At 69.3% G+C, this 22617-nt stretch carries 23 protein-coding genes and 3 pseudogenes; 15 read left to right on the forward strand and 11 right to left on the reverse strand.

The window, feature by feature from the left end; translation table 11 throughout:
- Positions 1–591 precede the first annotated feature (591 nt).
- Both ABFJ78_RS16535 and ABFJ78_RS16540 read right to left on the reverse strand, forming a co-directional pair.
- Positions 592–2322 carry a DUF4209 domain-containing protein gene (locus ABFJ78_RS16535; protein ID WP_436387223.1) on the reverse strand — a complete coding sequence of 577 codons (1731 nt, stop codon included), beginning with the start codon at positions 2320–2322 and terminating at the stop codon, positions 592–594.
- Between the two features lie 159 nt (positions 2323–2481).
- On the reverse strand, positions 2482–2895 hold the full coding sequence (locus ABFJ78_RS16540) for an ArsR/SmtB family transcription factor (RefSeq protein WP_436387224.1): 414 nt from the start codon (positions 2893–2895) through the stop codon (positions 2482–2484).
- Between the two features lie 131 nt (positions 2896–3026).
- On the opposite strand from ABFJ78_RS16540, the gene ABFJ78_RS16545 reads away from it, so the two are divergent.
- From ABFJ78_RS16545 to ABFJ78_RS16560, 4 genes are read left to right on the forward strand one after another with little or no spacing between them, the layout of a single operon-like run.
- On the forward strand, positions 3027–3674 hold the full coding sequence (locus ABFJ78_RS16545; protein ID WP_436387225.1) for a low molecular weight phosphatase family protein: 648 nt from the start codon (positions 3027–3029) through the stop codon (positions 3672–3674).
- Between the two features lie 20 nt (positions 3675–3694).
- On the forward strand, positions 3695–4099 hold the full coding sequence (locus ABFJ78_RS16550; protein WP_436387226.1) for an arsenate reductase ArsC: 405 nt from the start codon (positions 3695–3697) through the stop codon (positions 4097–4099).
- Between the two features lie 34 nt (positions 4100–4133).
- Complete coding sequence (gene arsB, locus ABFJ78_RS16555; protein ID WP_436387227.1) at positions 4134–5228, forward strand: ACR3 family arsenite efflux transporter; 1095 nt, start codon at positions 4134–4136, stop codon at positions 5226–5228.
- Complete coding sequence (locus ABFJ78_RS16560; protein ID WP_436387228.1) at positions 5225–6277, forward strand: ArsO family NAD(P)H-dependent flavin-containing monooxygenase; 1053 nt, start codon at positions 5225–5227, stop codon at positions 6275–6277. The genes arsB and ABFJ78_RS16560 overlap by 4 nt, the downstream gene beginning before the upstream one ends.
- 10 nt (positions 6278–6287) lie before the next feature.
- Here ABFJ78_RS16560 and ABFJ78_RS16565 read toward each other — a convergent pair whose 3' ends face one another.
- From ABFJ78_RS16565 to ABFJ78_RS16580, 4 genes and pseudogenes are all read right to left on the reverse strand, one after another.
- A complete protein-coding gene (locus ABFJ78_RS16565; protein ID WP_436387229.1) occupies positions 6288–6713 on the reverse strand; it encodes a hypothetical protein in 426 nt (141 codons plus the stop codon).
- Positions 6714–7593: 880 nt separating this feature from the next.
- Positions 7594–7803: pseudogene (locus tag ABFJ78_RS16570) on the reverse strand (NAD(P)-binding domain-containing protein); the annotation flags it as partial.
- A pseudogene (locus ABFJ78_RS16575) lies at positions 7800–9019 on the reverse strand (MFS transporter). The pseudogenes ABFJ78_RS16570 and ABFJ78_RS16575, both read right to left, overlap by 4 nt.
- A gap of 4 nt (positions 9020–9023) precedes the next feature.
- On the reverse strand, positions 9024–10346 hold the full coding sequence (locus tag ABFJ78_RS16580; RefSeq protein WP_436387230.1) for an FAD-dependent oxidoreductase: 1323 nt from the start codon (positions 10344–10346) through the stop codon (positions 9024–9026).
- A gap of 99 nt (positions 10347–10445) precedes the next feature.
- On the opposite strand from ABFJ78_RS16580, the gene ABFJ78_RS16585 reads away from it, so the two are divergent.
- Complete coding sequence (locus tag ABFJ78_RS16585) at positions 10446–11288, forward strand: helix-turn-helix domain-containing GNAT family N-acetyltransferase (RefSeq protein ID WP_436387231.1); 843 nt, start codon at positions 10446–10448, stop codon at positions 11286–11288.
- 39 nt (positions 11289–11327) lie between these two features.
- Here the strand turns inward: ABFJ78_RS16585 and ABFJ78_RS16590 are convergent, their stop codons facing one another.
- Complete coding sequence (locus ABFJ78_RS16590) at positions 11328–13331, reverse strand: APC family permease (protein ID WP_436387232.1); 2004 nt, start codon at positions 13329–13331, stop codon at positions 11328–11330.
- A 180-nt stretch (positions 13332–13511) separates the two neighbouring features.
- On the opposite strand from ABFJ78_RS16590, the gene ABFJ78_RS16595 reads away from it, so the two are divergent.
- Positions 13512–13817 carry a hypothetical protein gene (locus tag ABFJ78_RS16595; protein ID WP_436387233.1) on the forward strand — a complete coding sequence of 102 codons (306 nt, stop codon included), beginning with the start codon at positions 13512–13514 and terminating at the stop codon, positions 13815–13817.
- A 5-nt stretch (positions 13818–13822) separates the two neighbouring features.
- Here the strand turns inward: ABFJ78_RS16595 and ABFJ78_RS16600 are convergent, their stop codons facing one another.
- Positions 13823–14047 (reverse strand): hypothetical protein, encoded by a 225-nt coding sequence (locus tag ABFJ78_RS16600; RefSeq protein ID WP_436387234.1) that lies wholly within the window; start codon positions 14045–14047, stop codon positions 13823–13825.
- Between the two features lie 416 nt (positions 14048–14463).
- Here ABFJ78_RS16600 and kdpF point away from each other — a divergent pair, with 416 nt between their 5' ends.
- From kdpF to ABFJ78_RS16620, 4 genes and pseudogenes are all read left to right on the forward strand, one after another.
- Positions 14464–14565 carry a K(+)-transporting ATPase subunit F gene (gene kdpF, locus ABFJ78_RS16605; protein ID WP_284740395.1) on the forward strand — a complete coding sequence of 34 codons (102 nt, stop codon included), beginning with the start codon at positions 14464–14466 and terminating at the stop codon, positions 14563–14565.
- Positions 14565–14954, forward strand: a pseudogene (locus ABFJ78_RS16610) (potassium-transporting ATPase subunit KdpA); the annotation flags it as partial. The gene kdpF and the pseudogene ABFJ78_RS16610, both read left to right, overlap by 1 nt.
- A gap of 494 nt (positions 14955–15448) precedes the next feature.
- Positions 15449–15817 carry a hypothetical protein gene (locus ABFJ78_RS16615; RefSeq protein ID WP_436387235.1) on the forward strand — a complete coding sequence of 123 codons (369 nt, stop codon included), beginning with the start codon at positions 15449–15451 and terminating at the stop codon, positions 15815–15817.
- Between the two features lie 15 nt (positions 15818–15832).
- Positions 15833–16168, forward strand: coding sequence for a hypothetical protein (locus ABFJ78_RS16620; RefSeq protein WP_436387236.1), 336 nt, complete (start codon positions 15833–15835; stop codon positions 16166–16168).
- Between the two features lie 4 nt (positions 16169–16172).
- Here ABFJ78_RS16620 and ABFJ78_RS16625 read toward each other — a convergent pair whose 3' ends face one another.
- Positions 16173–16934, reverse strand: coding sequence for an ABC transporter permease (locus ABFJ78_RS16625; protein ID WP_436387237.1), 762 nt, complete (start codon positions 16932–16934; stop codon positions 16173–16175).
- A complete protein-coding gene (locus tag ABFJ78_RS16630) occupies positions 16931–17695 on the reverse strand; it encodes an ABC transporter ATP-binding protein (RefSeq protein ID WP_436387238.1) in 765 nt (254 codons plus the stop codon). The genes ABFJ78_RS16625 and ABFJ78_RS16630 overlap by 4 nt, the downstream gene beginning before the upstream one ends.
- A gap of 92 nt (positions 17696–17787) precedes the next feature.
- On the opposite strand from ABFJ78_RS16630, the gene ABFJ78_RS16635 reads away from it, so the two are divergent.
- The 3 genes from ABFJ78_RS16635 to ABFJ78_RS16645 are packed head-to-tail and all read left to right on the forward strand — an operon-like array spanning position 17788 to position 18786.
- Positions 17788–18114 carry a PadR family transcriptional regulator gene (locus tag ABFJ78_RS16635; protein ID WP_436387239.1) on the forward strand — a complete coding sequence of 109 codons (327 nt, stop codon included), beginning with the start codon at positions 17788–17790 and terminating at the stop codon, positions 18112–18114.
- The gene (locus ABFJ78_RS16640) at positions 18111–18467 is read left to right on the forward strand and encodes a DUF1048 domain-containing protein (protein WP_436387240.1); all 357 of its coding nucleotides are present in this window, start codon (positions 18111–18113) and stop codon (positions 18465–18467) included. The genes ABFJ78_RS16635 and ABFJ78_RS16640 overlap by 4 nt, the downstream gene beginning before the upstream one ends.
- 1 nt (position 18468) lies before the next feature.
- On the forward strand, positions 18469–18786 hold the full coding sequence (locus ABFJ78_RS16645; protein WP_436387241.1) for a DUF1048 domain-containing protein: 318 nt from the start codon (positions 18469–18471) through the stop codon (positions 18784–18786).
- Positions 18787–18941: 155 nt separating this feature from the next.
- On the opposite strand, the gene ABFJ78_RS16650 is transcribed toward ABFJ78_RS16645, so the two are convergent.
- Positions 18942–19490 carry a helix-turn-helix domain-containing protein gene (locus tag ABFJ78_RS16650; RefSeq protein ID WP_436387242.1) on the reverse strand — a complete coding sequence of 183 codons (549 nt, stop codon included), beginning with the start codon at positions 19488–19490 and terminating at the stop codon, positions 18942–18944.
- A 55-nt stretch (positions 19491–19545) separates the two neighbouring features.
- Here ABFJ78_RS16650 and ABFJ78_RS16655 point away from each other — a divergent pair, with 55 nt between their 5' ends.
- Complete coding sequence (locus tag ABFJ78_RS16655) at positions 19546–20724, forward strand: alpha/beta hydrolase family protein (protein WP_436387243.1); 1179 nt, start codon at positions 19546–19548, stop codon at positions 20722–20724.
- A gap of 57 nt (positions 20725–20781) precedes the next feature.
- Complete coding sequence (locus ABFJ78_RS16660; protein ID WP_436387244.1) at positions 20782–22338, forward strand: Na+/H+ antiporter; 1557 nt, start codon at positions 20782–20784, stop codon at positions 22336–22338.
- Positions 22339–22617 lie beyond the last annotated feature (279 nt).

The following is a 22617-nucleotide window of genomic DNA, read 5'->3' on the forward strand; positions in this document are numbered from 1 at the left end:
GTGAATGAGGCCGAAGACTACTTCGCGGCTTGAGCCGCCTCACCGGGGTGACGCGACCTGTACCGCAGGTCGCCGAATGTGATCAGCTATGCAGTGACCCCCTCACTGCCAGTGAGGTGGGCATGGCGTCCTGACCTGCGGCTTTGGCGAATCCGCAGGTCGGCTGGGGCAGTTTGGGGCAGTTGAGTGCACTTCGGCGCGGTTCTGCGCGGTTCGGGGAGGGGGTTTGCCCCAGCTGTGCCCCAGTAAAATTGGTGAGAGCGCATCGGAGAGACGTGACCGTGCGGCCGGACATATGTTGCCTGCTTCGCCCCGTCAAGTCTCAATCTGTGACCGAGAGTTCGGTACCGAACAACCCGATGGCTCGGAGACGAAGCGCTCCGCAGCAGCCAGTCGGAGGGGTTCGAGTTCAGGCTGGGGCAGAGGCACAAGTCAACAACGTGGTCCATCTTCGGGGCTGAAGCCGAGGGCTATCTAGTAGCGATTTTTCCAATCGTCCAAACGCCGGGCGCCGCGCTGCCGACGGCCCGCGTGCTCGAAGCCCTCGGCTGGGCGATGACCGCGGTCGTCCGCATGCACGGAACGGCGTGCCTATTCGGCCTCCGGCGCCGGCTGCTCGTCCGCACGTGGGACGAGCTTGGCGACGTAGAGCGCCGCCTGGAGCAGCAGCGACGCCATGGGGGCGGAAACCTCGTCGACGAACCCGTGCGCCAACTCGTTCCGCAGGTTCCACCCCGTCGGACCGGCGAGCAGTGTGGAGAGATACCTACCCCAGGACTCGTCCAGGCCGTGCTTGCTGAGCGTCGAGAGCAGAGTCCCGAGGCCGACGTACTTCCCCGGCGTGTTCTTCCGCTGGATCAGGTAGACCGGCTCGTCAATCGCCCTGGCGAGGATGCGAAGCATCTTCTCGATCTTTGGTGCGAGCAGATAGGCGCAGGCCTCGTAATCTTGGCGCCAGTACCTGGTCAACGCGTCAGCCAAGACCCGGGGCATGTCCGGCGGCAGGAAGGTCTGTTCCGCGAAGAACTCCTCGACTTCCTCGCGGATCGGGTGGTGGACGACCCCGATCTCGTGCAACGCCTTGGCGAACAGCGGCGCGTACAGCTGCATCCTGAAGACTTCTACATCGGCCAGACGCTGCTCTTCCTGGTCGTCATCGTTCTTCGGTTCCCACCGCGGGAGCCCGTCGCCGCCGATCTTCGAGTGCGGAATCATCGAGTACAGCGGGGCGTCCTTCTTGAGGGTCTCCACCTGAGCGCGGCTCTCGTCGATTAGGCCGGTCGGAGGTGTCCCCTGCTCGCCGTCCGCGAAGCGCGCGAGGCAGACGCGCCAGTCATCTCCCTGGGTGAAGTTGCCGATCCACTTGCGGATCTCCTCGTCGGGGATCTCGACGGGGACACGGAAAGTTTGCATCTCCAGGTCCTCGATGCCGATCGCCTGCAGGGCGGTGGTGGCCGCGGCGAACAGGTCGGTTTGCCCGTGGTCTCTGGCGTAGTCGACCGCCTTGGTGAGATGTCCCAGCTTTTGGAGCCCGGCCGACGCCTCTGCGGCCTTGGTCCAGATCCCGACGATCTCGCGGTCGATCCGCTCCAATGCGTCCTTGTCGCCCTTCGCGAGGCGGCGCTGCATCATCGCTGTGTCGACCTCGATGTAGGGGTCTCCGGTGTAGCGTGCTCGCGCAGCCGCCAGGAGATCGTCGACGCCCGGCGGCGGGTTCTTCTCCTCGACGAGGCGGCCGATCAGACGCAGCGACACGCCGGGCTGCCATTCAGCGCTGTCGAGGCACTCGCGGGCATTGGTGATGATCTGCTTCACCACTTCGTCCGCAAGGTCGTTGCGGTTCATCTGCCGAGCGATGTCGAGCGCGCGGGCCAGGGCGCGTACGCGGTACAGCGAACTCCAGCTTCCAGTTCCCAGCTCCAGGTACGCCCGGCAGGCTTCCTCGGCATGCTTGTGCTTGGGTTGCCTGCCAAGGGCGAAGAGTAAATCGTGCAGGCGCGCGCGAACTGCCGACGATGTGGTGGCGTCCACGACGTTCGCCCACAGCTCCGCGACGGACGTCGGCAGCTCCGTGAGGGGCGTCAGATGCGCGGCGTGGAACACGGGGTTGCTGTTCCCGCCGACGCGGTCCTGCAGGCGGTAATCGAAGGCGACCGCGATGGCGTCGACGTCCGCGGCAGCGCGCTTGTCCGTGAGCGTGGACGAGACCTCGTACCAACCACGCTTAGCGTCGGCGGCCGCGGCGTCCGCGAGCGCGGCGAGTTCCGTGATCCTCTCCGGGGAAAGATCGAAATTCGGTTCTTCCGCTGTTGCGCTGGGCATTCGGCGGATGTTACTCCCCGTTTGCCTGAGACTTCGCGCCCTTTTCCGCTCCCTAAACGGCTTTCGGCGCTTGCCCTGACGCCTGATTCTCGCCGTTCGTCTACAGCTTCGACGGTGATACCGCCGATGGCAGACATGGAGAGGGTTCGTCTGCTCACCTCAGCAGCGCTTGCTCCGCTCTTCATCCAGTAACGGCGCGGGCCGGTCCGCGAGCGGGCCGCCTTCGCGAAGCAGAGACCCGAGGGACTCAAGAGGCTCAGGGACCAGGCGGTACCAGCTCCAGGTGCCGCGGCGCTCGCGCGTGAGGATTCCGGCGGTGACGAGGACGCGCAGGTGGTGGCTCAGCGACGGCTGAGGCATGTCGAAGTCCTCGGCAAGGTCGCAAAAGCACGCTTCGCCGCCCGGTGAATGCCGGATCAGGGACACGAGCCGGATCCGGACCGGGTCGGACAGGGCCTTGAACAGCTTCGCGGCCGTCTCGGCCTCGGTGTCGCTGACGACGGCGGCGGGCTCGGCCAGCAGGAGCGTCACCGCGACCGGCTTCTGCCGGACGTGACCGTTGTGCGCGGCCATGGCTCCTCCTCGGCGGCTCGGTGTGCCCTCGGCGGTGTCGATCGTACCGCAGCTGGATTGACAAGAGTCGATCCAAGCGTCTTCAATTGCATCGGCAGACTTCGATCCAGGCCGGTTCGCGCGAGGAGCTCATGACGCACGCCACGGACGGTTTGCCCGCACGCGAGGTCGGGCTGCAGCTGGACTACATCGCCGACGAGCTCGCCGATCGCTTCCGCGGCGTCTTCGGCCGCGAAACCGTCGAGCTGTTCGTGCGCGAGACCTACGACCTGCTCGCCGAGCACGCGACGATCACCGTCCACCTGCCTGTGCTGACCGCTCGGTTCGTCCGCGAGCGGCTGGTCGACCTCGGTCGGGTCGAAGGGCTGACGCAGGTCACCGTGCCGCAGGTGCTGTTCCTCTGCGTGCACAACGTCGGCCGCTCGCAGATGGCCGCGGCGCTGCTGGACCACCACGCCTTCGGCCGGGTCGCCGTGCGCTCGGCGGGCTCGCAGCCCAAGGGCGAGATCCCGGAGATCATCACCGCCGCGCTGCGGGAGCTGCACGTCCCGCTGGAGGCCGCCTACCCGAAGCCGCTGACCGACGAGGTGCTGCGCGCCTCCGACGTCGTGGTCACGATGGGCTGCGGCGACGCGTGCGCGATCTATCCGGGTAAGCGCTACCTGGACTGGGACATCCCCGACCCCGCGGGCGAGCCGCTGTACCGGGTGCGCCAGATCCGCGACGAGATCGACCGCCACGTGCGCGGGCTGCTCGACGAGCTCAGCAACCAGCCATGACCACGCCGAAAGGAATTCCGATGGCCCGCACTCCCGAGGTGCTGTTCGTCTGCGTGCACAACGCCGGCCGCTCGCAGATGGCCGCCGCGCTGCTGCAGCACTACGCGCTCGGCCGGGTCGCCGTGCGCTCGGCCGGTTCCGAGCCGGCCGACAAGGTCAACCCCGCCGCCGCCGAAGCGTTGGCCGAGTGGGGCCTGGACATCGCCGCCGAGGTGCCGACCAAGCTGTCCACCGAGGACGTCGAAGCCTCCGATGTCGTGATCACCATGGGCTGCGGCGACACCTGTCCGATCTTCCCGGGCAAGCGCTACTTGGACTGGCCGCTGGACGACCCGGCCGGCCAGGGCGTCGACGCCGTCCGCCCGATCCGTGACGAGATCGACCGCCGCGTCCGCGGCCTGCTCGCCGGGCTCCTCGACGCCTGACCACCCCGACGACCTACCTCTGGAGGCACGGTCCGTGACCGAGACCGCCGACAAGACCGCCACCCCGGCCGACGCCGACGTCCTGCACAGACTGTCCTTCCTGGACCGCTTCCTCCCGGTGTGGATCATCGCCGCGATGGCCGTCGGGCTCGGTCTCGGCAGCGTGATCCCTGGCCTGCAGGGCGTGCTGGAGGCCGTGAAGATCGGGCAGGTGTCGCTGCCGATCGCGCTCGGCCTGCTGCTGATGATGTATCCGGTGCTGGCGAAGGTCCGTTACGACAAGCTCGACGCCGTCACCCGCGACCGGCGCACCATGGTGCTGTCGCTGGTGCTGAACTGGATCCTCGGCCCGGCGCTGATGTTCGCCCTGGCGTGGCTGCTGCTGCCGGACCTGCCGGAGTACCGGACCGGGCTGATCATCGTCGGGCTGGCCCGCTGCATCGCCATGGTGATCATCTGGAACGACCTCGCCTGCGGCGATCGGGAGGCCGCTGCGGTGCTGGTCGCGCTCAACTCGGTCTTCCAGGTGATCATGTTCGGGGTGCTGGGCTGGTTCTACCTGGACCTGCTGCCTGGCTGGCTCGGCCTGGACACGACCAGCGTCTCCTTCTCCCCGTGGGAGATCGCGCTGTCCGTCGTGATCTTCCTTGGTATTCCGCTGGCTGCGGGCTATCTGTCGCGGCGGATCGGCGAGGCGCGGAAGGGCCGCGAGTGGTACGAGGGGAAGTTCCTGCCGAAGATCGGCCCGATCGCGCTCTACGGGCTGCTGTTCACCATCGTCGTGCTGTTCGCGCTGCAGGGCGAGACGATCACCTCCCGGCCGCTGGACGTCGCCCGGATCGCGCTGCCGCTGCTGGCCTACTTCGCGATCATGTGGGGCGGCGGCTACCTGCTCGGCAAGGCCTCGGGGTTGTCCTATGCGCGGACGACGACGCTGGCGTTCACCGCGGCGGGCAACAACTTCGAGCTGGCGATCGCGGTCGCGATCGGCGTGTTCGGCGTGACCTCCGGGCAGGCGCTGGCCGGAGTGGTCGGCCCGCTGATCGAGGTCCCGGTCCTCGTTGGGCTGGTCTACGTCAGCTTGTGGCTGCGCAAGCGGTGGGTCGACAAGGCTGTGCAGCCGAAGTGAGCACGACGCAGGTAGTGGTCATCGGCGGTGGCCAGGCCGGTCTCGCCGCGGGCTACTACTTGCGCCGCGCCGGGCTCGACTTCGTCATCCTCGACGCCCAGATCCAGCCCGGCGGCGCCTGGCTGCACGGCTGGGAGTCGCTGCGGCTGTTCTCCCCGGCCCGGTTCAGCTCGCTGCCCGGCTGGCTGATGCCGCCGTATCGCGACGAGTGGTACCCGCCGGCCAGCCACGTCGTGGACTACCTCACCGCCTACGAGAAACGCTACGAGCTACCCGTGCACCGCGGCGTCACCGTCACCGCGGTCGAGACCGGCGCCGACGGCTTCACGGTCACCGCCGACACCGGCACCTGGACCGCGAAGGCCGTCATCAGCGCCACCGGGACGTGGTGGCGGCCGTTCCTGCCCGTGGTGCCGGGCAGCTTCGCCGGCCGCCAGCTGCACGCCGTCGATTACCGCGGCCCGGCCGAGTTCGCCGGCCAGCGCGTGGTCGTGGTCGGCGGCGGAAACTCCGGCGCGCAGATCGCCGCGGACCTCACCGGCGCCGCCGAGGTCACCTGGGCGACCCGCCGAGCACCCCGCTTCCTGCCCGACGAGGTCGACGGGCACGCGCTGTTCGACATCGCGACGCGCCGCCGTCAGGCACTCGACCGCGGTGCCGCCGACCCTGGCGGGGTCGCCGGGCTCGGTGACATCGTCGCGGTGCCGCCGGTGCGCCGCGCTCGCGACGCGGGCGCGCTCAACGCTCGCCCGATGTTCACCCGGCTCACGCCCGAAGGACCGCAGTGGCCGGACGGCACCACGACCGAGGCGGACGCCGTCATTTGGTGCACTGGGTTCCGACCCGAGCTCGGTCACCTCGCGCCGCTGAAGCTGCGCAGCACCGGCGGCCACGCGCGGATCGAGGGCACCCGCGCGCTCGACGTGCCCGGACTGCACCTGGTCGGCTACGGCGACTGGACCGGACCGGCCTCGGCCACCCTGATCGGCGTCGGCCGGACCGCCCGTGCCGCAGTCGCCGACATCGCCGCGCACCTGCTGGGCCGTTGACGGCACTGGCTCAGCGGAGGCTGGCGACGAATTGCTTGAGTTCCTCAGCCAGTACCGGCGAGGCGTAGGTCTTCACGACATCTTGCCGAGCTGGGCACACGTCTAAGTCCGGGCAGACGAGAGGAATCATGACCCGCAGCGTCTTGTACAGCTGCGCATGCGGCAACGTGCCGAGGATCTGCTTGATGCCGAAGGCGGATGCCGCGCTGAGGACTTCGGCGAGGAACTTCGGGCAGCCCACCAGAATCAGGCCCGCCCCCAACGGCTGCTGCGCGTATTTGGCGTAAGTACCGGGATCGAGCCCTTTCGCCACGTTGTTGAAGCAGACGCAGAGTCCGTGCTTGCGGTAGCGGAGGGAGGAAGTCCACGGGACCTTGTCGATGGCACGGTTTGCAAGCCGGGTGTAGAAGCCGTTCTCATCGAAGACATAGGCCACGACGTCGCCGGCGATGTTCGAGGGATCCCGGCTCAATGATTCCCTGGCGTGCTGGCGGCGAGTGGTCCTACGGTCGAGCTGTGGCGCGACGGCGCGAGTCGGTGGCGCCACCGGTGGAAGTGCCGCCGAGGCTCGCGGTCGCGTGCTTCGCGGTGCCGCCGGCGACGGGCTCCATGTCGGCCGGTGGACTGGTGTTCGGGCTGTGGAGCGGCGGGTGGGTGTCCGCTGGGCTCGGCGTGCACATTCCCGTCCGGCTTCCGAATCCTTGAAGTGTCGCCGGTTGCAGTACTGGCATTCGTACTGACTTGCGGGAAGTTTTCGATGCCGCGCCATCCATCCACGCTAGGAACAGCGACCTCGGCGGTCACTCGGCTATTCCGGTCCCTGATAAGGCGTCGACATCACACCCCGCGTTGTAATTCCTCCTTGTGAGTCAATGCAGATCATCCTCGTGAGTAGTTAGTCAACCGCATTGCTGTGGCACGACGAGCTGGACCGCCGAGATCAGGGTGACGGTCTCCGCGCGGTCGGCGGCGTCGGCCGGGTCTGTAGCCCGGCCGGCATCGTCATGCACATCCCGACCGCGGCCAGTCCGGCCGCGGCGTAGCGGCGGTTGTCCGACGCCATCGCGTCGGCCTGAAGAGGCATTCCGGTCTTCCGGCAGGCCTGGTCGAGCGCGGCGAGCAGTCCGTGCGCCGGTCCGCCTGCTTTTACAGCGGCGGCATCGCAGAGCGGCGCCCTTGATGTTGAGCACAACCGTGCCGGCGGGGACAGTTGGTGCGTGATGGGCCGAGCCGCGTGCTCCGGCTTCCTCGGCGTCGAGGAACGTGACCGCCAAGCCGACGCCGTCCCGGAGCGTGTCGGCGAGCAGGCGGGCGGCCTCGGGGTCGCCGGGGAAGGGCAGGTCGGGCAGGCTGCTGTAGCGGGCAGGGGAGAAGAGAGTACTACTGTCGTAGTAGTGCGGCCACGACCCGACCGGCTCGGCGCCGGCTTCGAGGACGACGGGCTGCAGGCCGTGGGTGCGCAGGGTGCGGGCGGCTGCGAGGCCGGCCTGGCCGCCGCCGATGACGATCGCGTCGTGCTCGCTCATGGTGTTCTCCCAGTTGATGTTCGAGGGGTGCTGGCCATGGCCAGAGCGGCGGCCGCGGTGTTGACCGCGGCGAGGACGAGGAAGGCGTGGGCGTAACCGCCGAGCACGCCGGCGAACGCGGCGCCTGCGAACGGGGCGAGCGCCATGGTGATGGTCATCGGCGCGGCCAGCAGGCCGTTGAGCCGTCCATAGTGGACCGCGCCCCAGCGGTCGGTGATCGCGGTGGCCTGCAACAGGGTGAACACCCCGCGCGCCATCCCGGCCACGACGGCCGCGGCGATCAGCGCGACCGCCGAGGTCAGGACCGACAGCAGCGCAGTGGTGACCGAGGTGGCCAGCAGAATGATCGCGGTGCGGCCGCGGACGCTGGTGCGCCGCGACAACGTGGCGTATCCGAGGCGGCCAGCACCTGCCCGGCGCCACCGAGCCCGAGCGCTACCGCGGCGATCCCGGGGCTGACGCCGCGTTCGGTCAGCAGCGGCACCAGGTTCACCACGACCGCGAACGCCGAGAACGTCGTCAGGCTCAGCGCGATCACCAGCACCAGGAACGCGCCGCTGCGTGCGATCCGCCGCGGATCGGCGTGCTCGACGTGCACGGCCGGCTCGGCTTCCGGCCACGGCCCCCTCAACCCCCACGCGTGCAGCGGGATGGTGATCGCCGCTAGGACGAGCGCGAGCACGAGGTAGGTGTGACGCCAGTCCAGATGCACGGCCAGCAGTGCGGTCACCGGCGCGAACACCGTGCTCGCGAGTCCGCCGGCCAGGGTGAGGACGGTCAGGGCCGAGATCCGGCGCGGGCCGTACCAGCGGGTCAGCGCGGCGAACGCCGGCGGATACAGAACTCCGCTCATCGCCGCGCCGGCCACCGCCCACGCGATGATGAACCAGGCGAGGTTCTGCGCGGTCGCCACCGCGAGCACGGCCAGGACGCCGAGCACCGAGCCGGTGGTCATCACCGCGCGGGGCCCACGCCGGTCCAGCCACCGCCCGACCGGAATCCCCGCCACCGCGGTGACGAGCTGCGCCCCGGACAGTGCGGCGACGACCGCCGTCGTCGGCCAGCCCGTGGCGCGGCTGATGTCCGGCGCGAGCACCGGAAACGCGTAGTAGAGGATCCCCCAGCTGGTGATCTGCGTGACGCACAAGATCGCGAGCACCCGGCGCGGCCCCGACTTGCTCCGGGACTGCGCCGCGGTGCCCGTGCCCGCCGACACCCGATCAGTTCGTCGCGGCCGACGGCGCTGACAGTGTCAGTTCCTCCGGTTTGGCCGGCCCGCAGCAGCCCGACGCGCCGCTGTCGGGCTCGTCGAACAGGCCGGCGCCGCCGCAGACCCCGGTCTCGGCCATGATCAGCTCGACGCGGGCGGCGGCCTCGTGGTCGCCGGCCAGGGCGGCGGCGATGCTGCGGACCTGCTCGTAGCCGGTCTGGGCGAGGAACGTCGGCGCGCGGCCGTAGCTCTTCATTCCGGCCAAGTAGAAGTTCTGCTCCGGGTGCGAGAGCTCCTTGGCGCCGTGGGGGTAGACGGTGCCGCAGGAGTGCACGTTCGGGTCCACCAGCGGGGCCAGCGCAACCGATGCCTGCAGCGTCGGGTCCAGCTCGAGCCGGATTTCCGACAGCCACGACAGCTCCGGCCGGAAGCCGGTCAGCGCGATCACCTCGTCGACCGCCTCGATCCGGGCGCCGTCCGCCGATACCAGCGCGAGGCGCCCGTCGTCGGAGCGCTCGATGGCCTCGGTGCGGAACCCGGTCACGGGCGTGACCAATCCGGCGTCTACCGCCTCCTTCGCCCGCAGGCCGAGCGCGCCGCGGGCGGGCAGCTGGTCGGATTCGCCGCCGCCGAAGGTGTTGCCGATCCCGCCGCGGCGCAGCACCCAGCTGATCCGCGTCTCACCACCGAGACCGGCGAGCGCGACCAGCGCGGTCAACGCCGAGTGCCCACTGCCCGCCACGACGACGTGCTTGCCCGCGTAGCGCGGCTTCTCGCCGGCCAGGATCGGGACGCGGTAGGAGATCCGGTCCGCGGCGGCGCGTTCGCCGATCGCGGGGAGGCCCTCACCGCCCAGCGGGTTCGGGGTCGACCAGGTGCCGGAGGCGTCGATGACCGCCTGGGCCAGGACCCGCTCCTCGGCGCCGTCGGCGGTGCGGATGTGCACGGAGAACGGCTCGCCGTCGCGGCCGCTGTCGACGATCCGGTCCCGGCCACGCCGCGCCACCCCGACGACCTCGGCGCCGAAGCGCACCTGGTCACCGAGTACGTCGGCCAGCGGCCGCAGGTAGCGCTCCGCCCACTTCGAGCCCGTCGGGTAGGCCTCGGGGTCCGGTCGCGTCCAGCCGGTGGGTTCCAGCAGCCGCGCGGCGGCCGGGTCGACCAGCTCCGCCCACGGCGAGAACAGGCGGACGTGGTTCCACTCCGCCACCGCGGCGCCGGCCTGCGCGCCGCGCTCCAGCACCAGCGGCTCCAGCCCGCGTTCCCGCAGCTGCGCGGCCGCGGCCAGCCCCACCGGCCCCGCGCCGACCACCACGACAGGCAACTCACTCATCCCCAGCACCCTTTCATCGACGACGCTCTATCAATGCCGAGCAATGTATAGACCGTCGTCGATTGACGCAACCATCGGCCGCGGTCAATACTGTCGTCCATGACGACGACGCTCCCGCTCACGGCACCGGTGCTCCCGGATGCCGAGGCCACGACCTACGCGGAGTGGTTCTCCTGCCTGGCCGAGCCGATGCGGGTGAAGATCCTGCACGCCGTCGCCACCGCGGGCCGCGAGCTGACCATCGGCGGGCTGACCGAGATCATGGGAATCAGCCAACCCACGGTGTCCCACCACGTCCGCAAGCTCGCCGACGTCGGCTTCCTGCACCTACGCAAGCGCGCCACCGCCACAGTCATCTCGGTCAACCCGGCCTGCTGCACCGGACTCCCGCACGCCGCTGACGCCGTCATGGGAATGCTGGCTCCTCGTCCGTGCTGCCCGGACAACCTGCCCGAGGACGTCACCGTCCGCGCGCTACGGCGCGGTGATTGGGGTGCGGTCCGCCGGATCTACGGCGAAGGCATGGCTACCGGCATCGCGACCTTCGAGACCGAGGTGCCCGGCCGCGAGGACCTGCACGCGAAGTGGCTGCCCGGGCACCGCTGGGTCGCCGAACTCGACGGCCAGGTGGTCGGCTGGGCCGCCGCCGCACCGGTGTCCAGCCGCGAGTGCTACGCCGGAGTGGCCGAGACCTCGATCTACGTCGCCGACGGCTATCGTGGCCGCGGCGTCGGCAAGGCGCTGATCCACAAGCAGGTCACCGAAGCCGATGCTGCCGGCCTGTGGACCCTGCAAACCTCGATTTTCAACGAGAACCGCGCGTCGATCGCACTGCACCGCACCGCCGGCTACCGCACTCTCGGCGTCCGCGAACGCATCGCCCAGCGCGACGGCGTTTGGCACGACACCGTCTTCTTGGAGCGCCGCAGTCCCGTTAGCTAGCCAGCGGTCCTGGCTCCCAGGCGCGGCCGGGAAACAGCGTCAGGAGCGCCGCTGCGTCGTGACGCCGCGCCGGATGTCGCCGGGTAGCGGGCGGACGCGCTGGAGGTCCCGGCGCTTGGTGGAGCGCAGCTGCCAGGGCACGCTGGTCACCATCACGCCGGGTTCGAACAGCAGCCGGCCCTTCAAGCGCAGGGAGCTCTGGTTGTGGAGGATGTTCTCCCACCAGTGTCCGACTACGTATTCGGGGATGTAGACGCAGACGACGTCGCGGGGGCTGGTGCGGCGGAGGTTCTTGACGTAGGCGACGACCGGGCGGGTGATTTCCCGGTAGGGCGATTCGAGGACCTTGAGCGGGATCTTCCGGTCGCGTTGCTCCCATTGCCGCTGGAGTTCGCGGGTGTCGTGGTCGTCGACGTTGACGGTGATCGCGGTGAGGGTGTCGGGCCGGGTGGCGCGGGCGAACGCGATCGCGCGCTGGCTCGGTTTGTGCAATGTGGACACCAGCACGATGGCGTGGACGCGGCTGGGGAGCAGTTCGCTCTCCTCGTCCGGCTGGAGTTCCTCCCGGACGTGGGTGTAGTGCCGGTGGACCCCTCGCATGAGGACGTACAGCACCGGGATGGCGATGACGACCAGGTAGGCGCCGTGGGTGAACTTGGTGATCAGCACGACGGCGAGGACGACGGCGGTGAGTACTGCGCCGACGGCGTTGATCAGCCGGGAGCGCTGGATCGACAGCCGGGTCCGGGTGTCGGTCGCGGTCGCCAGTTCGCGGTTCCAGTGCCGGACCATGCCGGCCTGGCACAGCGTGAAGGAGGTGAACACGCCGAGGATGTAGAGCTGGATCAGCCGGGTGGTGGAGCCGTCGAAGGCGAAGATCAGGGTCCCGGCGACGACGGCGAGGGCGACGATGCCGTTGGAGAAGGCGAGCCGGTCGCCGCGGGTGTGCAGCTGGCGTGGCAGGTAGCGGTCCTGGGCGAGGATCGAGGCCAGCAGCGGGAAGCCGTTGAACGCGGTGTTGGCGGCGAGGATGAGGATCAGCGCGGTGGCGGCCTGCAGGAAATAGAACATGACCGAGTGATCACCGCCGAAGACTGCGGCGGCGATCTGGCTGATCACGGTGCGCTGCGGGTCGGTGGTGCAGTCGCCGCGGAATCCGGCGAGGTCGCAGGTGTTTTCGGCGATCCGGACGTGGCTGATCATGGCCAGTGCCGTGATGCCGCCGAACATGACGACGGCGATCGCGCCCATGGCGGTCATGGTCTTCGCGGCGTTGGCGCTCTTGGGTTTGCGGAAGGCGGGCACGCCGTTGGAGATCGCTTCGACGCCGGTGAGCGCGGTGCAGCCGGAGGAGAACGACCGCAGCAGCAGGAAGACCAGCGCGAGGCCGGTCAGGCCGACCTGTTCGGGGCGGACGTCGTAGCCGGCGCTCTCGGCGACCGGAGGGTGACCGGCGAACGCCTGCCCGAGACCGAGCGCGATCATCAGCACCACCCCGCCGATGAACAGGTAGGTCGGGATGGCGAAGGTGCGGCCGGACTCGCGGATGCCGCGCAGGTTCATCGCCATCAGCACCAGGACGAAGCCCAGGTTCAGCGCGATGCGGTAGTCGTTGAGCTCCGGGACGGCGGAGATGATGTTGTCCACTCCGGACGCCACCGACACCGCGACGGTCATGATGTAGTCGACCATCAACGCCCCGGCCACGACCAGGCCGGCGGAGCTGCCCAGGTTGCGGGAGGCGACCTCGTAGGAGCCCCCGCCGCTCGGGTAGGCCTTCACGACCTGCCGGTAGGACAGCACCACCACGGTCAGCAGGACCGCGACGGCGAGCCCCATCCACGGCGCCAGGGTGAGGTAGGCCAGCCCGCCGATGCTGAGGATCAGCAGGATTTCCTGCGTCGCGTAGGCGACCGAGGACAACGGGTCGCTGGCGAAGATCGGCAGAGCGAGCCACTTGGGCAGCAGGGTCTCGCCGAGGGTGTCGCTGCGGAACGGCCGTCCGAGTACCAGCCGTTTGAGCCATGAGGTGGGTGCTGGCACGTACAGCAGCGTGCATCGCCGACAGAACGATCGACGTATGGAAACCGTCAAGATCCCGGCCTGCGCGTAGAGAAAACGTATACGTGGTGCGGCTGCTCGTCAGGGTCCCGTCAACGGTCCTTCCCGGTGGCACCCGGATGCCTAAGGTCTCGCGGCACCAAGACCTTTGCGGGAGGTGCCGTGGCCGACGACCGTCTCGCGCGCGTGATCAGCTGTCCCGCCGCGGCCGAGATCCTCGACGAGCTCGTGGTCGGCCCCCGACGGTTCCGTGAACTACGCGGACTGGTCCCGCTGAGCGTGATCCAGCGCGCATTGCGCGTGCTGGCCGCGGAAGGCGCTCTCCGGTGCGACACCGGCGGGAGCTGGGACGGGCGCCTGAACGGTGGTGCGGTCTTCGCGCTTACCGGTCCCGGGCGACAGATCGTTTCCGAATTGTCCGCTTTGGACGTATGGGTGGCGGTGTACGACCGGTACCTGAACGGTTAGCGCGGTCAGGAGCGCGCGGGCGGGTCGAACAGGGCCTGCGCCGAATGGATGAGGTCGAGGATGTCGCGCGCCAGCTGGGCGGCTGGACGCGTGGTGACGGTGTCGGCCAGCTGCAGGTCGCGCACCTGGCCGTCGAGTGTCACCACCACGGAGATCGCGCCGTCGTGACTGCTGTGGCTGACCTGGACCTTGGTGCGGGCGCGAGGACGGGTGTCGGGGTCGGCGGCCAAGGGAAACTCCCGGGGTGAGATCCGGTTCGGGGTACCGGAACCATTGATCGTTCAAGGGTGGCGCGGAATTCCCTCCGATGCGAGCCGTTCGCGTTGCCGAGGCCGAGTTGTGATTTGCTCCGAAAAGGACGGTCGAGTTCGGGGTGGACGCCTCGATCGGGTGGTGGATGTGTCGCTGCGTAGCCGCCGCTGTCACGAACGCGTCAATGGGGTGCTGAGGCGCGTCAAGACTCTGTCAGGTGACATCCGGTCAGGACATCCGGCAGGCACGCTTCCGCCTGGCGGGTCACCATTCGGTCGACCTCGGCTTGTCGTGCGTGAGAAGGGAGCAGTCGTATGGCCGATCTGGCCTATGTGCTGCTGGCGATCGTCCTGTTCGCCGTGCTGGCCTTGACCCTGCGTGGATTGGAGCGGCTGTGAGCGGCACCGGCGTGTTCGCCAACGTCGTGGGCGGCGTGCTGGCGCTGGCTCTGATCGTCTACCTGTTCATCGCGTTGATCAAACCGGAGAAGTTCTGATGTCCTCGACGTGGGCCGGCCTCGGGCAGGTCGGCCTCCTGCTGCTCGCGCTGGCGCTGGTTTACCGGCCACTGGGCGACTACATGCACCGGGTGTTCACGAGCACGAAGCACTGGCGGCTGGAGAAGGCCGTCTACAAGATCGTGCGCGCCGACCCGGAGACCGAACAGCACTGGAAGACCTACGCCTCCGGCGTGCTGGGCTTCTCGTTCGTCTCGGTGCTGTTCCTGTACCTGCTGCAGCGGGTCCAGCCGCTGCAGCCGCTGAACTTCGGCCGCACGGTTGACCCCGGCGTCGCCTTCAACACGGCGATCAGCTTCGTGACCAACACGAACTGGCAGTCCTACGTCCCCGAGGGCGTCATGGGTCACGCCGTGCAGATGGCCGGTGAGCAGGGCAGCGGGCAGCCCCTGCCGGGCGAGTTCGGCTTCGGCCGCGGCCTGTGCGTCGGCGCCGAAAGTCCAGACGACGATGATCGACAACAGGAACGGCAGCACGGTCAGCAACTGGGTCACGGCAACGACGACGATGGCGCGTGGTCTCGTCGGCGGTAGAAGCACAGCGCACCCCCTTTGCCAGATTCACTGATTCTGCCGGGTAGGGGAGCAGGCCTGCAGCAAACTGGTGGGGAATCAGGGAAAAATCAGGGTCCGCAGACGCCGGGCTTTTTGCTCGGGACAAATGGTAATGTGCACTGTGCGCGCCATCATGATCTGGTGCAGCCTGGCAGCGGCAGGCTCTCTGGCGGGAATGATCGACTCGTTCACCATGGGCGCGCCCGATCTCCCTGATGCCGTGTGGGTAATCCCTTTGGTCGGCTTCTTCCCCTGTCACGTTCGTCGCCGTGGCGAAGCTGCTGTTCCGGCATGACGGTGAGTCGCCTGTGCGCGGCCTGGCTGACGGCGTGAAGTCGTTGCCGCTGTGGGGGCGGTGTAGCGCGGCAACCCTGGCCCTGGCCGCGGTGATGGTCGCCGCGGTCGCTGCCGCGGGCCTGCGCAACGGCACGCCCGAGCTGACGGCCACCGGCTACCAGCTCTACACCCGGCTGGGCAGCACGCCGATCACCCACGCCGAGTACCTGCAGGAGCTTGCCGGCAGCGAGCGGCTGTTCGCCGCGCTCGGAGTCGGTCTCGTCGTCCTGCTCGCTGCTGGTGCCGCGGGCAGCCGGACGAAGTCGGTGACCCCTGCCCACCACGGCGTCGAATGCCGTGGTGGGCAGGCCGGGCGGTCAGCCGAGGCGGGCGCGACGTAGCCGAAGCCGAACTCGGTGTCGGGGCCGCCGAAGGCGATCGAACCGCCGGAGCCGGGGTGGCCGAACGAGCCCGGTCCGGCCATCGGCATCGGCGGGCAGGCCCGCCAGAAGCCGAGGGACATGGTGAAGGAGCGGCCGGCGGGGATGTCCAGGCCGGCCGGTACGCCGTACATCGTCGTCTTGTCGGTCCGGATTTCCGTCATGGTGGTGACGGTCGCGGGGGTGAGCAGGCGGACGCTGTCGACGTCGCTGACGGTGGCGGCGTACATCCGGGTCCGGCGAGTGCGCGTCGGAGACCATGTTCGCGGCCGGGAACTCCGCCGCGCGCCAAGCGCGCGTCCGCGGGGTTAGATGCTCAGGAGACCTTGCGGCGGTATGCCGCGGTGGCAAAGACGTAAGCGACGACGAGGATGCCGGCGCACCAGGCCAGGGCGGTCCAGATGTCGGCGCCGACCGGCTCCTGGGCGAACAGGCCGCGGATGGTGTTGACGATGGACGTCACCGGCTGGTGTTCGGCGAACCAGCGCACCGGGCCGGGCATCGTCGCGGTGGGGACGAAGGCCGAGCTGAGGAACGGCAGGAAGATCAGCGGGTAGGAGAACGCGCCGCCGCCTTCCGCCGTTTTCGCCGTGAGCCCGGCGACCACCGCGATCCACGTCAGCGCCAGGGTGAACAGGAGCAGGATGCCGGTGACCGCGAGCCAGTCCAGGACGCCGGCGCTCGAGCGGAAGCCCATGAGCAGGGCGACGCCCACGACCACGACGAGGGAGATCAGGTTCGCGACCAGCGAGGTCAGCACGTGCGCCCACAGCACGGCCGACCGGGTGATCGGCATCGAGTGGAAGCGCTCGAAGATTCCGCTCTTGAGGTCGGTGAAGAGCCGCAGTGCGGTGTAGGCGATGCCCGAGGCGATCGTGATGAGCAGGATTCCGGGCAGCATGTAGTCGATGTAAGCGCCTGATCCGGTGTCGATCGCGCCGCCGAAGACGTAGACGAACATCAGCATCATCGCGACCGGCGTGATGACGGTCGTGATGATCGTGTCCAGGCTGCGGGTGACGTGCCGCAGCGATCGTCCCAAGAGGACAGTGGTGTCGCCGAGTACGTGCGTGGTCATCGTTTCTCGCTTTCCGTGCGTGCGCCGACGACGGCGAAGAAGACGTCCTCGAGGGTCGGCTGCTTCTCGACGTATTCGACCTGGGCGGGCGGGAGCAGCTGCTTGAGTTCGGCGAGGGTGCCGTCGACGATGATGCGGCCCTGGTGCAGGATCGCGATCCGGTCGGCGAGCTGCTCGGCCTCGTCCAGGTACTGGGTGGTGAGCAGCACCGTCGTGCCGCGCTCGGCGAGCGCCTTCACCGCGTCCCACACCTCGACGCGGGCCTCGGGGTCGAGGCCGGTGGTCGGCTCGTCCAGGAAGATCACCGACGGGTCCCCGATGAGGCTCATGGCGATGTCGAGGCGGCGCCGCATGCCGCCGGAGTAGGTCGACGCCCGCCGTGCGCCGGCCTCGGTCAGCGAGAAGCGGTCCAGCAGGTCGTCGGCGATCCTTCCAGGGTGCTTCAGGCGCCGCAGCCGGGCGACGAGCACGAGGTTCTCCCGCCCGCTGAGGATTTCGTCGACGGCGGCGAACTGGCCGGTGAGGCTGATGACCGCTCGCACGTCGTCGGCTTGGGTGACGACGTCGAAGCCGTTGATCGCGGCGGTCCCCGCGTCCGGTTTGAGCAGTGTGGACAGGATCCGCACGGCGGTGGTCTTGCCGGCGCCGTTCGAGCCGAGCAGGGCGAAGATGCTGCCGCGGGCGACGTCGAAGTCCACTCCGCGCAGGACGTGCAGGTCCCGGTACGACTTCTCGAGGCCGCGAACGTGAATCGCTGTCATCGGGGGCTCTCCTTCGTCCGACTATTCAGTGCTGCTGAGTACTGGTATACAGTAGTACTGAGTAGTGACGCCAGGGCGAGTTCGGAGGAGTGATGGACGACCTGACGGAGATGCTGAAGGGCACCCTTGAAGGCTGCGTGCTGCAGATCGTCGGCAATGAGGAGACCTACGGGTACGCCATCACGCGCCGGCTGAACGACCTCGGTTTCGGCGACGTCGTCGAGGGGACGGTCTACACGATCTTGCTGCGGCTGGAGAAGAACAAGCTCGTGCAGGTGACGAAACGGCCGTCCGAGAAGGGACCGCCGCGCAAGTTCTACCGGCTCAACGACGCCGGCCGCGAAGAACTCGGCCGGTTCTGGGCGAAGTGGCAGTACGTCTCGTCGCGCATCGACAAACTGAAGGAGGGCGGGAAGTGAACTTCTGGGAGACCATCACCGGCAGCGACCTCACCCGGGAATACCAGGCGTTCGAAGCCAGAGCCGCGGCCTTGCCGGAGGACTACCGGGCGGCGTGGGAGCAGATCAAGGCGCACCTCTTCCCCTACGGGGACTTCACCGGACGCAACCTGATGCCGATCCTCGACGGCGCACTGGGGCTGCTGGAGGAAACCGCGGCGGAGGGACAGAGCGTCCACGACGTGCTGGGTGGGGACATCGAGGGCTTCTGTGCGGCGCTGGCCGGCGGGGAAGGGGCCCGGACCTTCCGCGACCGGTGGCGGAAACAGTTGAACCGGAATGTGGCGAAAAAGCTGGGCCGGCTGGGAGGCTGACGTGGGCATCCAGGACATCATCGAAGGCAAGAAGCAGTGGCGGGCGCACCTGGCCCGGGTCAAGGCGCTGCCGCCTGATTACCAGATCGTCTACAAGGAGATGCAGAAGTACCTGTTCAAGGTCGGGCCGGTCGACCTGATCGAGGGGAACCTGCTTCCGGGGATCGTCGATTTCTTCGAGGAGGGAGCGGCGACCGGAAGGGGAGTCCTGGAAGTGATCGGCGAGGACGTCGCTGCGTTCTGCGACGAGCTGATCAAGGATTCGCGCACGTACGCCGACCTCTACCAGGAGTCGATCAAGGAGCATCCGGGGAAGTAGCGACCGGATGGAAAAGCGCCCGACGGGCCAGGGTGAGCCGGCAGCCGGACGGTCGTCGGCGAGCAGGGCGAGCAGCCCGCCGGGGCGGGGCTGGTGAGTTCCCGGCCGGGTGCGCCACGGTGGCAGCAGGCCCCCTCGATCGTCATCGCCTCGCGCTAGCCGGGGCCCTGCGCGGTGGGTGGTTCGCTCGGGAACAGGACGGGGCTGAGCAGGTACCGCGTCCGGCCGGGACGCGGCGCGTTCGCCAGCCTCGGCGCGATCGCCGCGCGCAGGTCCCCGATCATGGCTTCCAACTCGGCGGGGTCGAGCCAGACCGCGTGCTGCCGGTAGCCGACGAGGTCGGCCACCGGGTCCGCGGTGTCGCGGTCGAGGTAGGCGTGGAACTCGGCGACCAGCGCGGCGACCGCGCTCGCGAACGCGCGGCGGTGGTCCTCGGGCGTCATCGCCCGGGCCGCTTCGAGGTCGATCACCGCGCGGTCCTGCCGTAGCCGGTAGTGCCGCTCGACCGCGCCGCGGACGCGCCGCTCCTCGGCGACTTCGAGCACGCCGGCCTCGGCGAGGAGGTCGACGTGCCGGTAGACGGTCGCTTTCGACACGTCGGGCAGCCGGGCCGCCAGTTCGGCCGTGGTCAGGATCCGGTCACCGCGCAGCGCGTTCACGATCCGCACCCGGACCGGGTGCGCGAGGAGCTTCAAGGTGTCCACGCCTAACGTTCTCATAGCCTGCTATCGTTCGCAACAATTGAGAAAGGTGGGGGCGATGAACCAGGATCCGGTGGCGACCGCGGCGAAGATCGCGAAGTCGCTGATCGAGGAGCGCTTCGACGAGGTGGCCGGCCGCTTCTCGCCGGACCTGCGTGCGGCGGTTCCGCCGGACGCGTTGCGGAGCGCGTGGGCCGCGGCAGCCGTGGCGCCGGTGGGCGTCACCGGCCCCACCGTGAGCGAGCCGGGGCAGGCCGGGCTCGTCCGCGTGCGCGTCCCGGTCGGCGGCTTCACCGTCGTGATGTCCGTCGACGACGAAGGCGTGCTGCACGGCCTGCGGTTCGCGCCCGCGTCCGATCCATCCTGGACACCACCGTCCTATGCGGACACACGGTCGTTCACCGAACGGGAGATCACGCTCGGATCGGGAACCGGCGCCACCGTCACATCCCCGATGGCCGCCGGGGGAGCGGGCGTGGTGCTGCTCGCCGGCGGCGGCCCGTTCGACCGCGACGAGAGCAGCGGTCCCAACAAGCCGCTCAAGGACCTCGCGTGGGGTCTGGCGAGCCGCGGCGTGACGGTCGTGCGCTTCGACAAGCCCACCGGCGCCAGGACGATGACCGACGAGTACGTGCCGCACGCCGTCGAGGCACTCGCCGTCCTGCGACGGGAACCCGGAGTCGGTCGGCTGTTCGTCGTCGGCCACAGCATGGGCGGCAAGGTCGCGCCGCGCGTCGCCGAAGCGGACCCGTCGGTGGCCGGGCTGGTGATCCTCGCCGGCGACGCCCAGCCGATGCACCACGCCGCCGTCCGCGTCGCGCGTCACCTCGCCCTCGGCGAGTCCACTGTGGAGGCCTTCGAACGGCAGGCCGAGCTGATCGACAGCTCCCGGCTGACCCCGGCGACGTCGTCGGCGGAGCTGCCCTTCGGCTGGCCCGCGTCCTACTGGCTCGACCTGCGCGGCTACGACCCCGTCGCGGCCACGGCGCGGCTGGCGGTGCCGGTGTTCCTCGGCCAGGGCGGCCGCGACTACCAGGTGACCGTCGCCGACGACCTCGCCCGCTGGCAGGCCGGCCTCGAGAACCGTTCCGGCGTCACCGTCAGAGTGTATGGCTCGGTTGATCACCTGTTCTTCCCCGGCGAAGGCCCGTCCACGCCGGCGGACTACGCGCGTCCGGGCCACGTCGATCACGACGTCATTTCGGATGTCGCCGGATGGGTGGCACGCGTAGGCTGAACGCGGCGCGCCGGGAAGTCTGGTCGGCATCCGGATCGGGATGTGGAGGGCCGGCTGATGCGTGGCGTCGAAACCGTGCTGTTCCTCGTGGTCGTGGCGACCGTGGTCGCCACCTTCGCGAAACGCCTGCGTGTCCCGGCGCCGTCGCTGCTGGTCGTCGTCGGCGTGGTCGTGGGCCCGCTGCCCGGTGTCCCGGCGGTGCAGGTGACTCCGGAGGTGATCAGCCTGGTCGTGCTCCCGCCGCTGTTGTTCGCCGCGGGGGAGGAGCTGCCGTGGCGGGACCTGCGCGCGGTCGGGCGGCCGGTCGCGGTGCTGTCGGTCGGGCTGGTGCTGCTGTCGGCCGCGGCGGTGATCGGGATCGCGGTCGCGGTGACGCCGTTGCCGGTCGGGATGGCGTTCGTGCTCGGTGCCGTGCTGGCGAGCACGGACCCGGTCGCGGTGACGGCGCTGGCCCGGCGGCTGGCGCTGCCGCCGCGGGTGCAGGCGCTGATCCAGGCCGAAAGCCTGTTCAACGACGCCACGAGCCTCTTGCTGTTCCGGGTGGCGCTGTTCCTGGCCGTCGCGGGCGGCGCGGCGTCCTGGGGACGGACGCTGGGGGAGTTCGGGCAGTTGGCCGGCGGTGGCGTGGCGGTCGGCGTGCTGACGGCGATCGGGGCGTTCGTCATCCGGCGGCGCACCGAGGACCCCGTGCTGGAGACGGTGATCTCCCTGGTCACGCCCTACGCGGGGTATGTCGTGGCCGAGTCGGTCGGCGGGGCGGGCGTGACGGCGGTCGTCGTGGCGAGCGTGGTCCTCGGAACCCAGGCCGAGCGGCTGACCACGGCGCGGATCCGGCTGCAGGTCGGCGCGGTGTACCAGACCGTCGTGTTCCTGCTGGAAAGCGTCGTGTTCGGCCTCATCGGGCTGCAACTGCCCGCTTTGGTGCGGCGACTGACCGGCGGCGGCGCGTGGTGGCTGCTGCAGGCCCTGGCCATCGCGGCCACACTGGTCCTGGCACGGCTACTCCTCGTGTTCGTGCTTTCGGCCGTCAGGCAACGACGCGAGAACGACCGCGTCTCCTGGCATGTCCCCGCGGTCGTCTCCTGGGCGGGAGCGCGCGGGGTGGTGCCGCTGGCGGCGGCGCTGTCCCTGCCGGTGGCCACGTTGGACGGTTCCGCCCTGCCAGGCCGGGACCTCGTCCTGCTGCTCACGACCGCGGTGATCGTGCTGACGCTCGTGGTCCAGGGCTTCACGCTGGCTCCGCTGGTCCGCCGCGCGGGGATCGCCCTCGATCCAGCCGACCTGCGCACCGAATACGGCACCGCGCGCCGGAAGCTCGCCGAAGCCGGTCTGTCCCATTTGGACCACTTGGCCGAGACCGAGTCCGCGCCGGCGTTCGTGGTCGACCAGCTGCGGGCGGGCTGGCAGGCCCGGCTCGACCGTATCCGCGGCGACACCGGCGAGGACGGGACGGACTGGGTGCGCGGAATCGACTACCGGGCGCTGCGGCGGGAGCTGATCGACGTGGAGGCGGCCGAGCTGACTCGCCTGTTCGAGGCGGGTGAGATCACCGATGGCACCCGACGGCGCATCCAGCGGCTGCTGGACCTGGAGCACGCGGGGCTCGAGGATTGAGTGGGCTCACCGGGCGTCGTCGTCGTGGGTCTCGAGCCACGTGCCGGTGAGCCGCAGGAGGAGGGCCACCAGAGCGAAGCTGCCTATCAGCAGCAACGCTCGCCACAGATCGGTCATGGTGACCAGGATGGACCTGGCGAATCAGCTTGGCGAGTTCCGCAACGGGACCTTGACGGCGGCATCGGTCGCGTTCACGCGCTCTTGGCGCGAATCCTTCACCCGATGCGGTTCGTCGGCGCAAAGAAACCGTAAGTACGCGTAAAGCTTCCCGCGTCCCGC

The sequence above is a fragment of the Amycolatopsis sp. MEPSY49 genome (genome assembly GCF_051337345.1).
GTDB lineage: Bacteria > Actinomycetota > Actinomycetes > Mycobacteriales > Pseudonocardiaceae > Amycolatopsis.

Bases quoted from the DNA above. Each gene is read 5' to 3' on its own strand.
- ABFJ78_RS16545 (WP_436387225.1), top strand. From the start codon at position 3,027: ATGACGCACGCCACGGACGGTTTGCCCGCACGCGAGGTCGGGCTGCAG.
- ABFJ78_RS16585 (WP_436387231.1), top strand. From the start codon at position 10,446: ATGACGACGACGCTCCCGCTCACGGCACCGGTGCTCCCGGATGCCGAG.
- ABFJ78_RS16580 (WP_436387230.1), bottom strand. From the start codon at position 10,346: ATGAGTGAGTTGCCTGTCGTGGTGGTCGGCGCGGGGCCGGTGGGGCTG.
- ABFJ78_RS16535 (WP_436387223.1), bottom strand. From the start codon at position 2,322: ATGCCCAGCGCAACAGCGGAAGAACCGAATTTCGATCTTTCCCCGGAG.
- ABFJ78_RS16660 (WP_436387244.1), top strand. From the start codon at position 20,782: ATGCGTGGCGTCGAAACCGTGCTGTTCCTCGTGGTCGTGGCGACCGTG.
- ABFJ78_RS16630 (WP_436387238.1), bottom strand. From the start codon at position 17,695: ATGACAGCGATTCACGTTCGCGGCCTCGAGAAGTCGTACCGGGACCTG.
- ABFJ78_RS16635 (WP_436387239.1), top strand. From the start codon at position 17,788: ATGGACGACCTGACGGAGATGCTGAAGGGCACCCTTGAAGGCTGCGTG.
- ABFJ78_RS16550 (WP_436387226.1), top strand. From the start codon at position 3,695: ATGGCCCGCACTCCCGAGGTGCTGTTCGTCTGCGTGCACAACGCCGGC.
- ABFJ78_RS16655 (WP_436387243.1), top strand. From the start codon at position 19,546: ATGAACCAGGATCCGGTGGCGACCGCGGCGAAGATCGCGAAGTCGCTG.
- ABFJ78_RS16540 (WP_436387224.1), bottom strand. From the start codon at position 2,895: ATGGCCGCGCACAACGGTCACGTCCGGCAGAAGCCGGTCGCGGTGACG.
- ABFJ78_RS16625 (WP_436387237.1), bottom strand. From the start codon at position 16,934: ATGACCACGCACGTACTCGGCGACACCACTGTCCTCTTGGGACGATCG.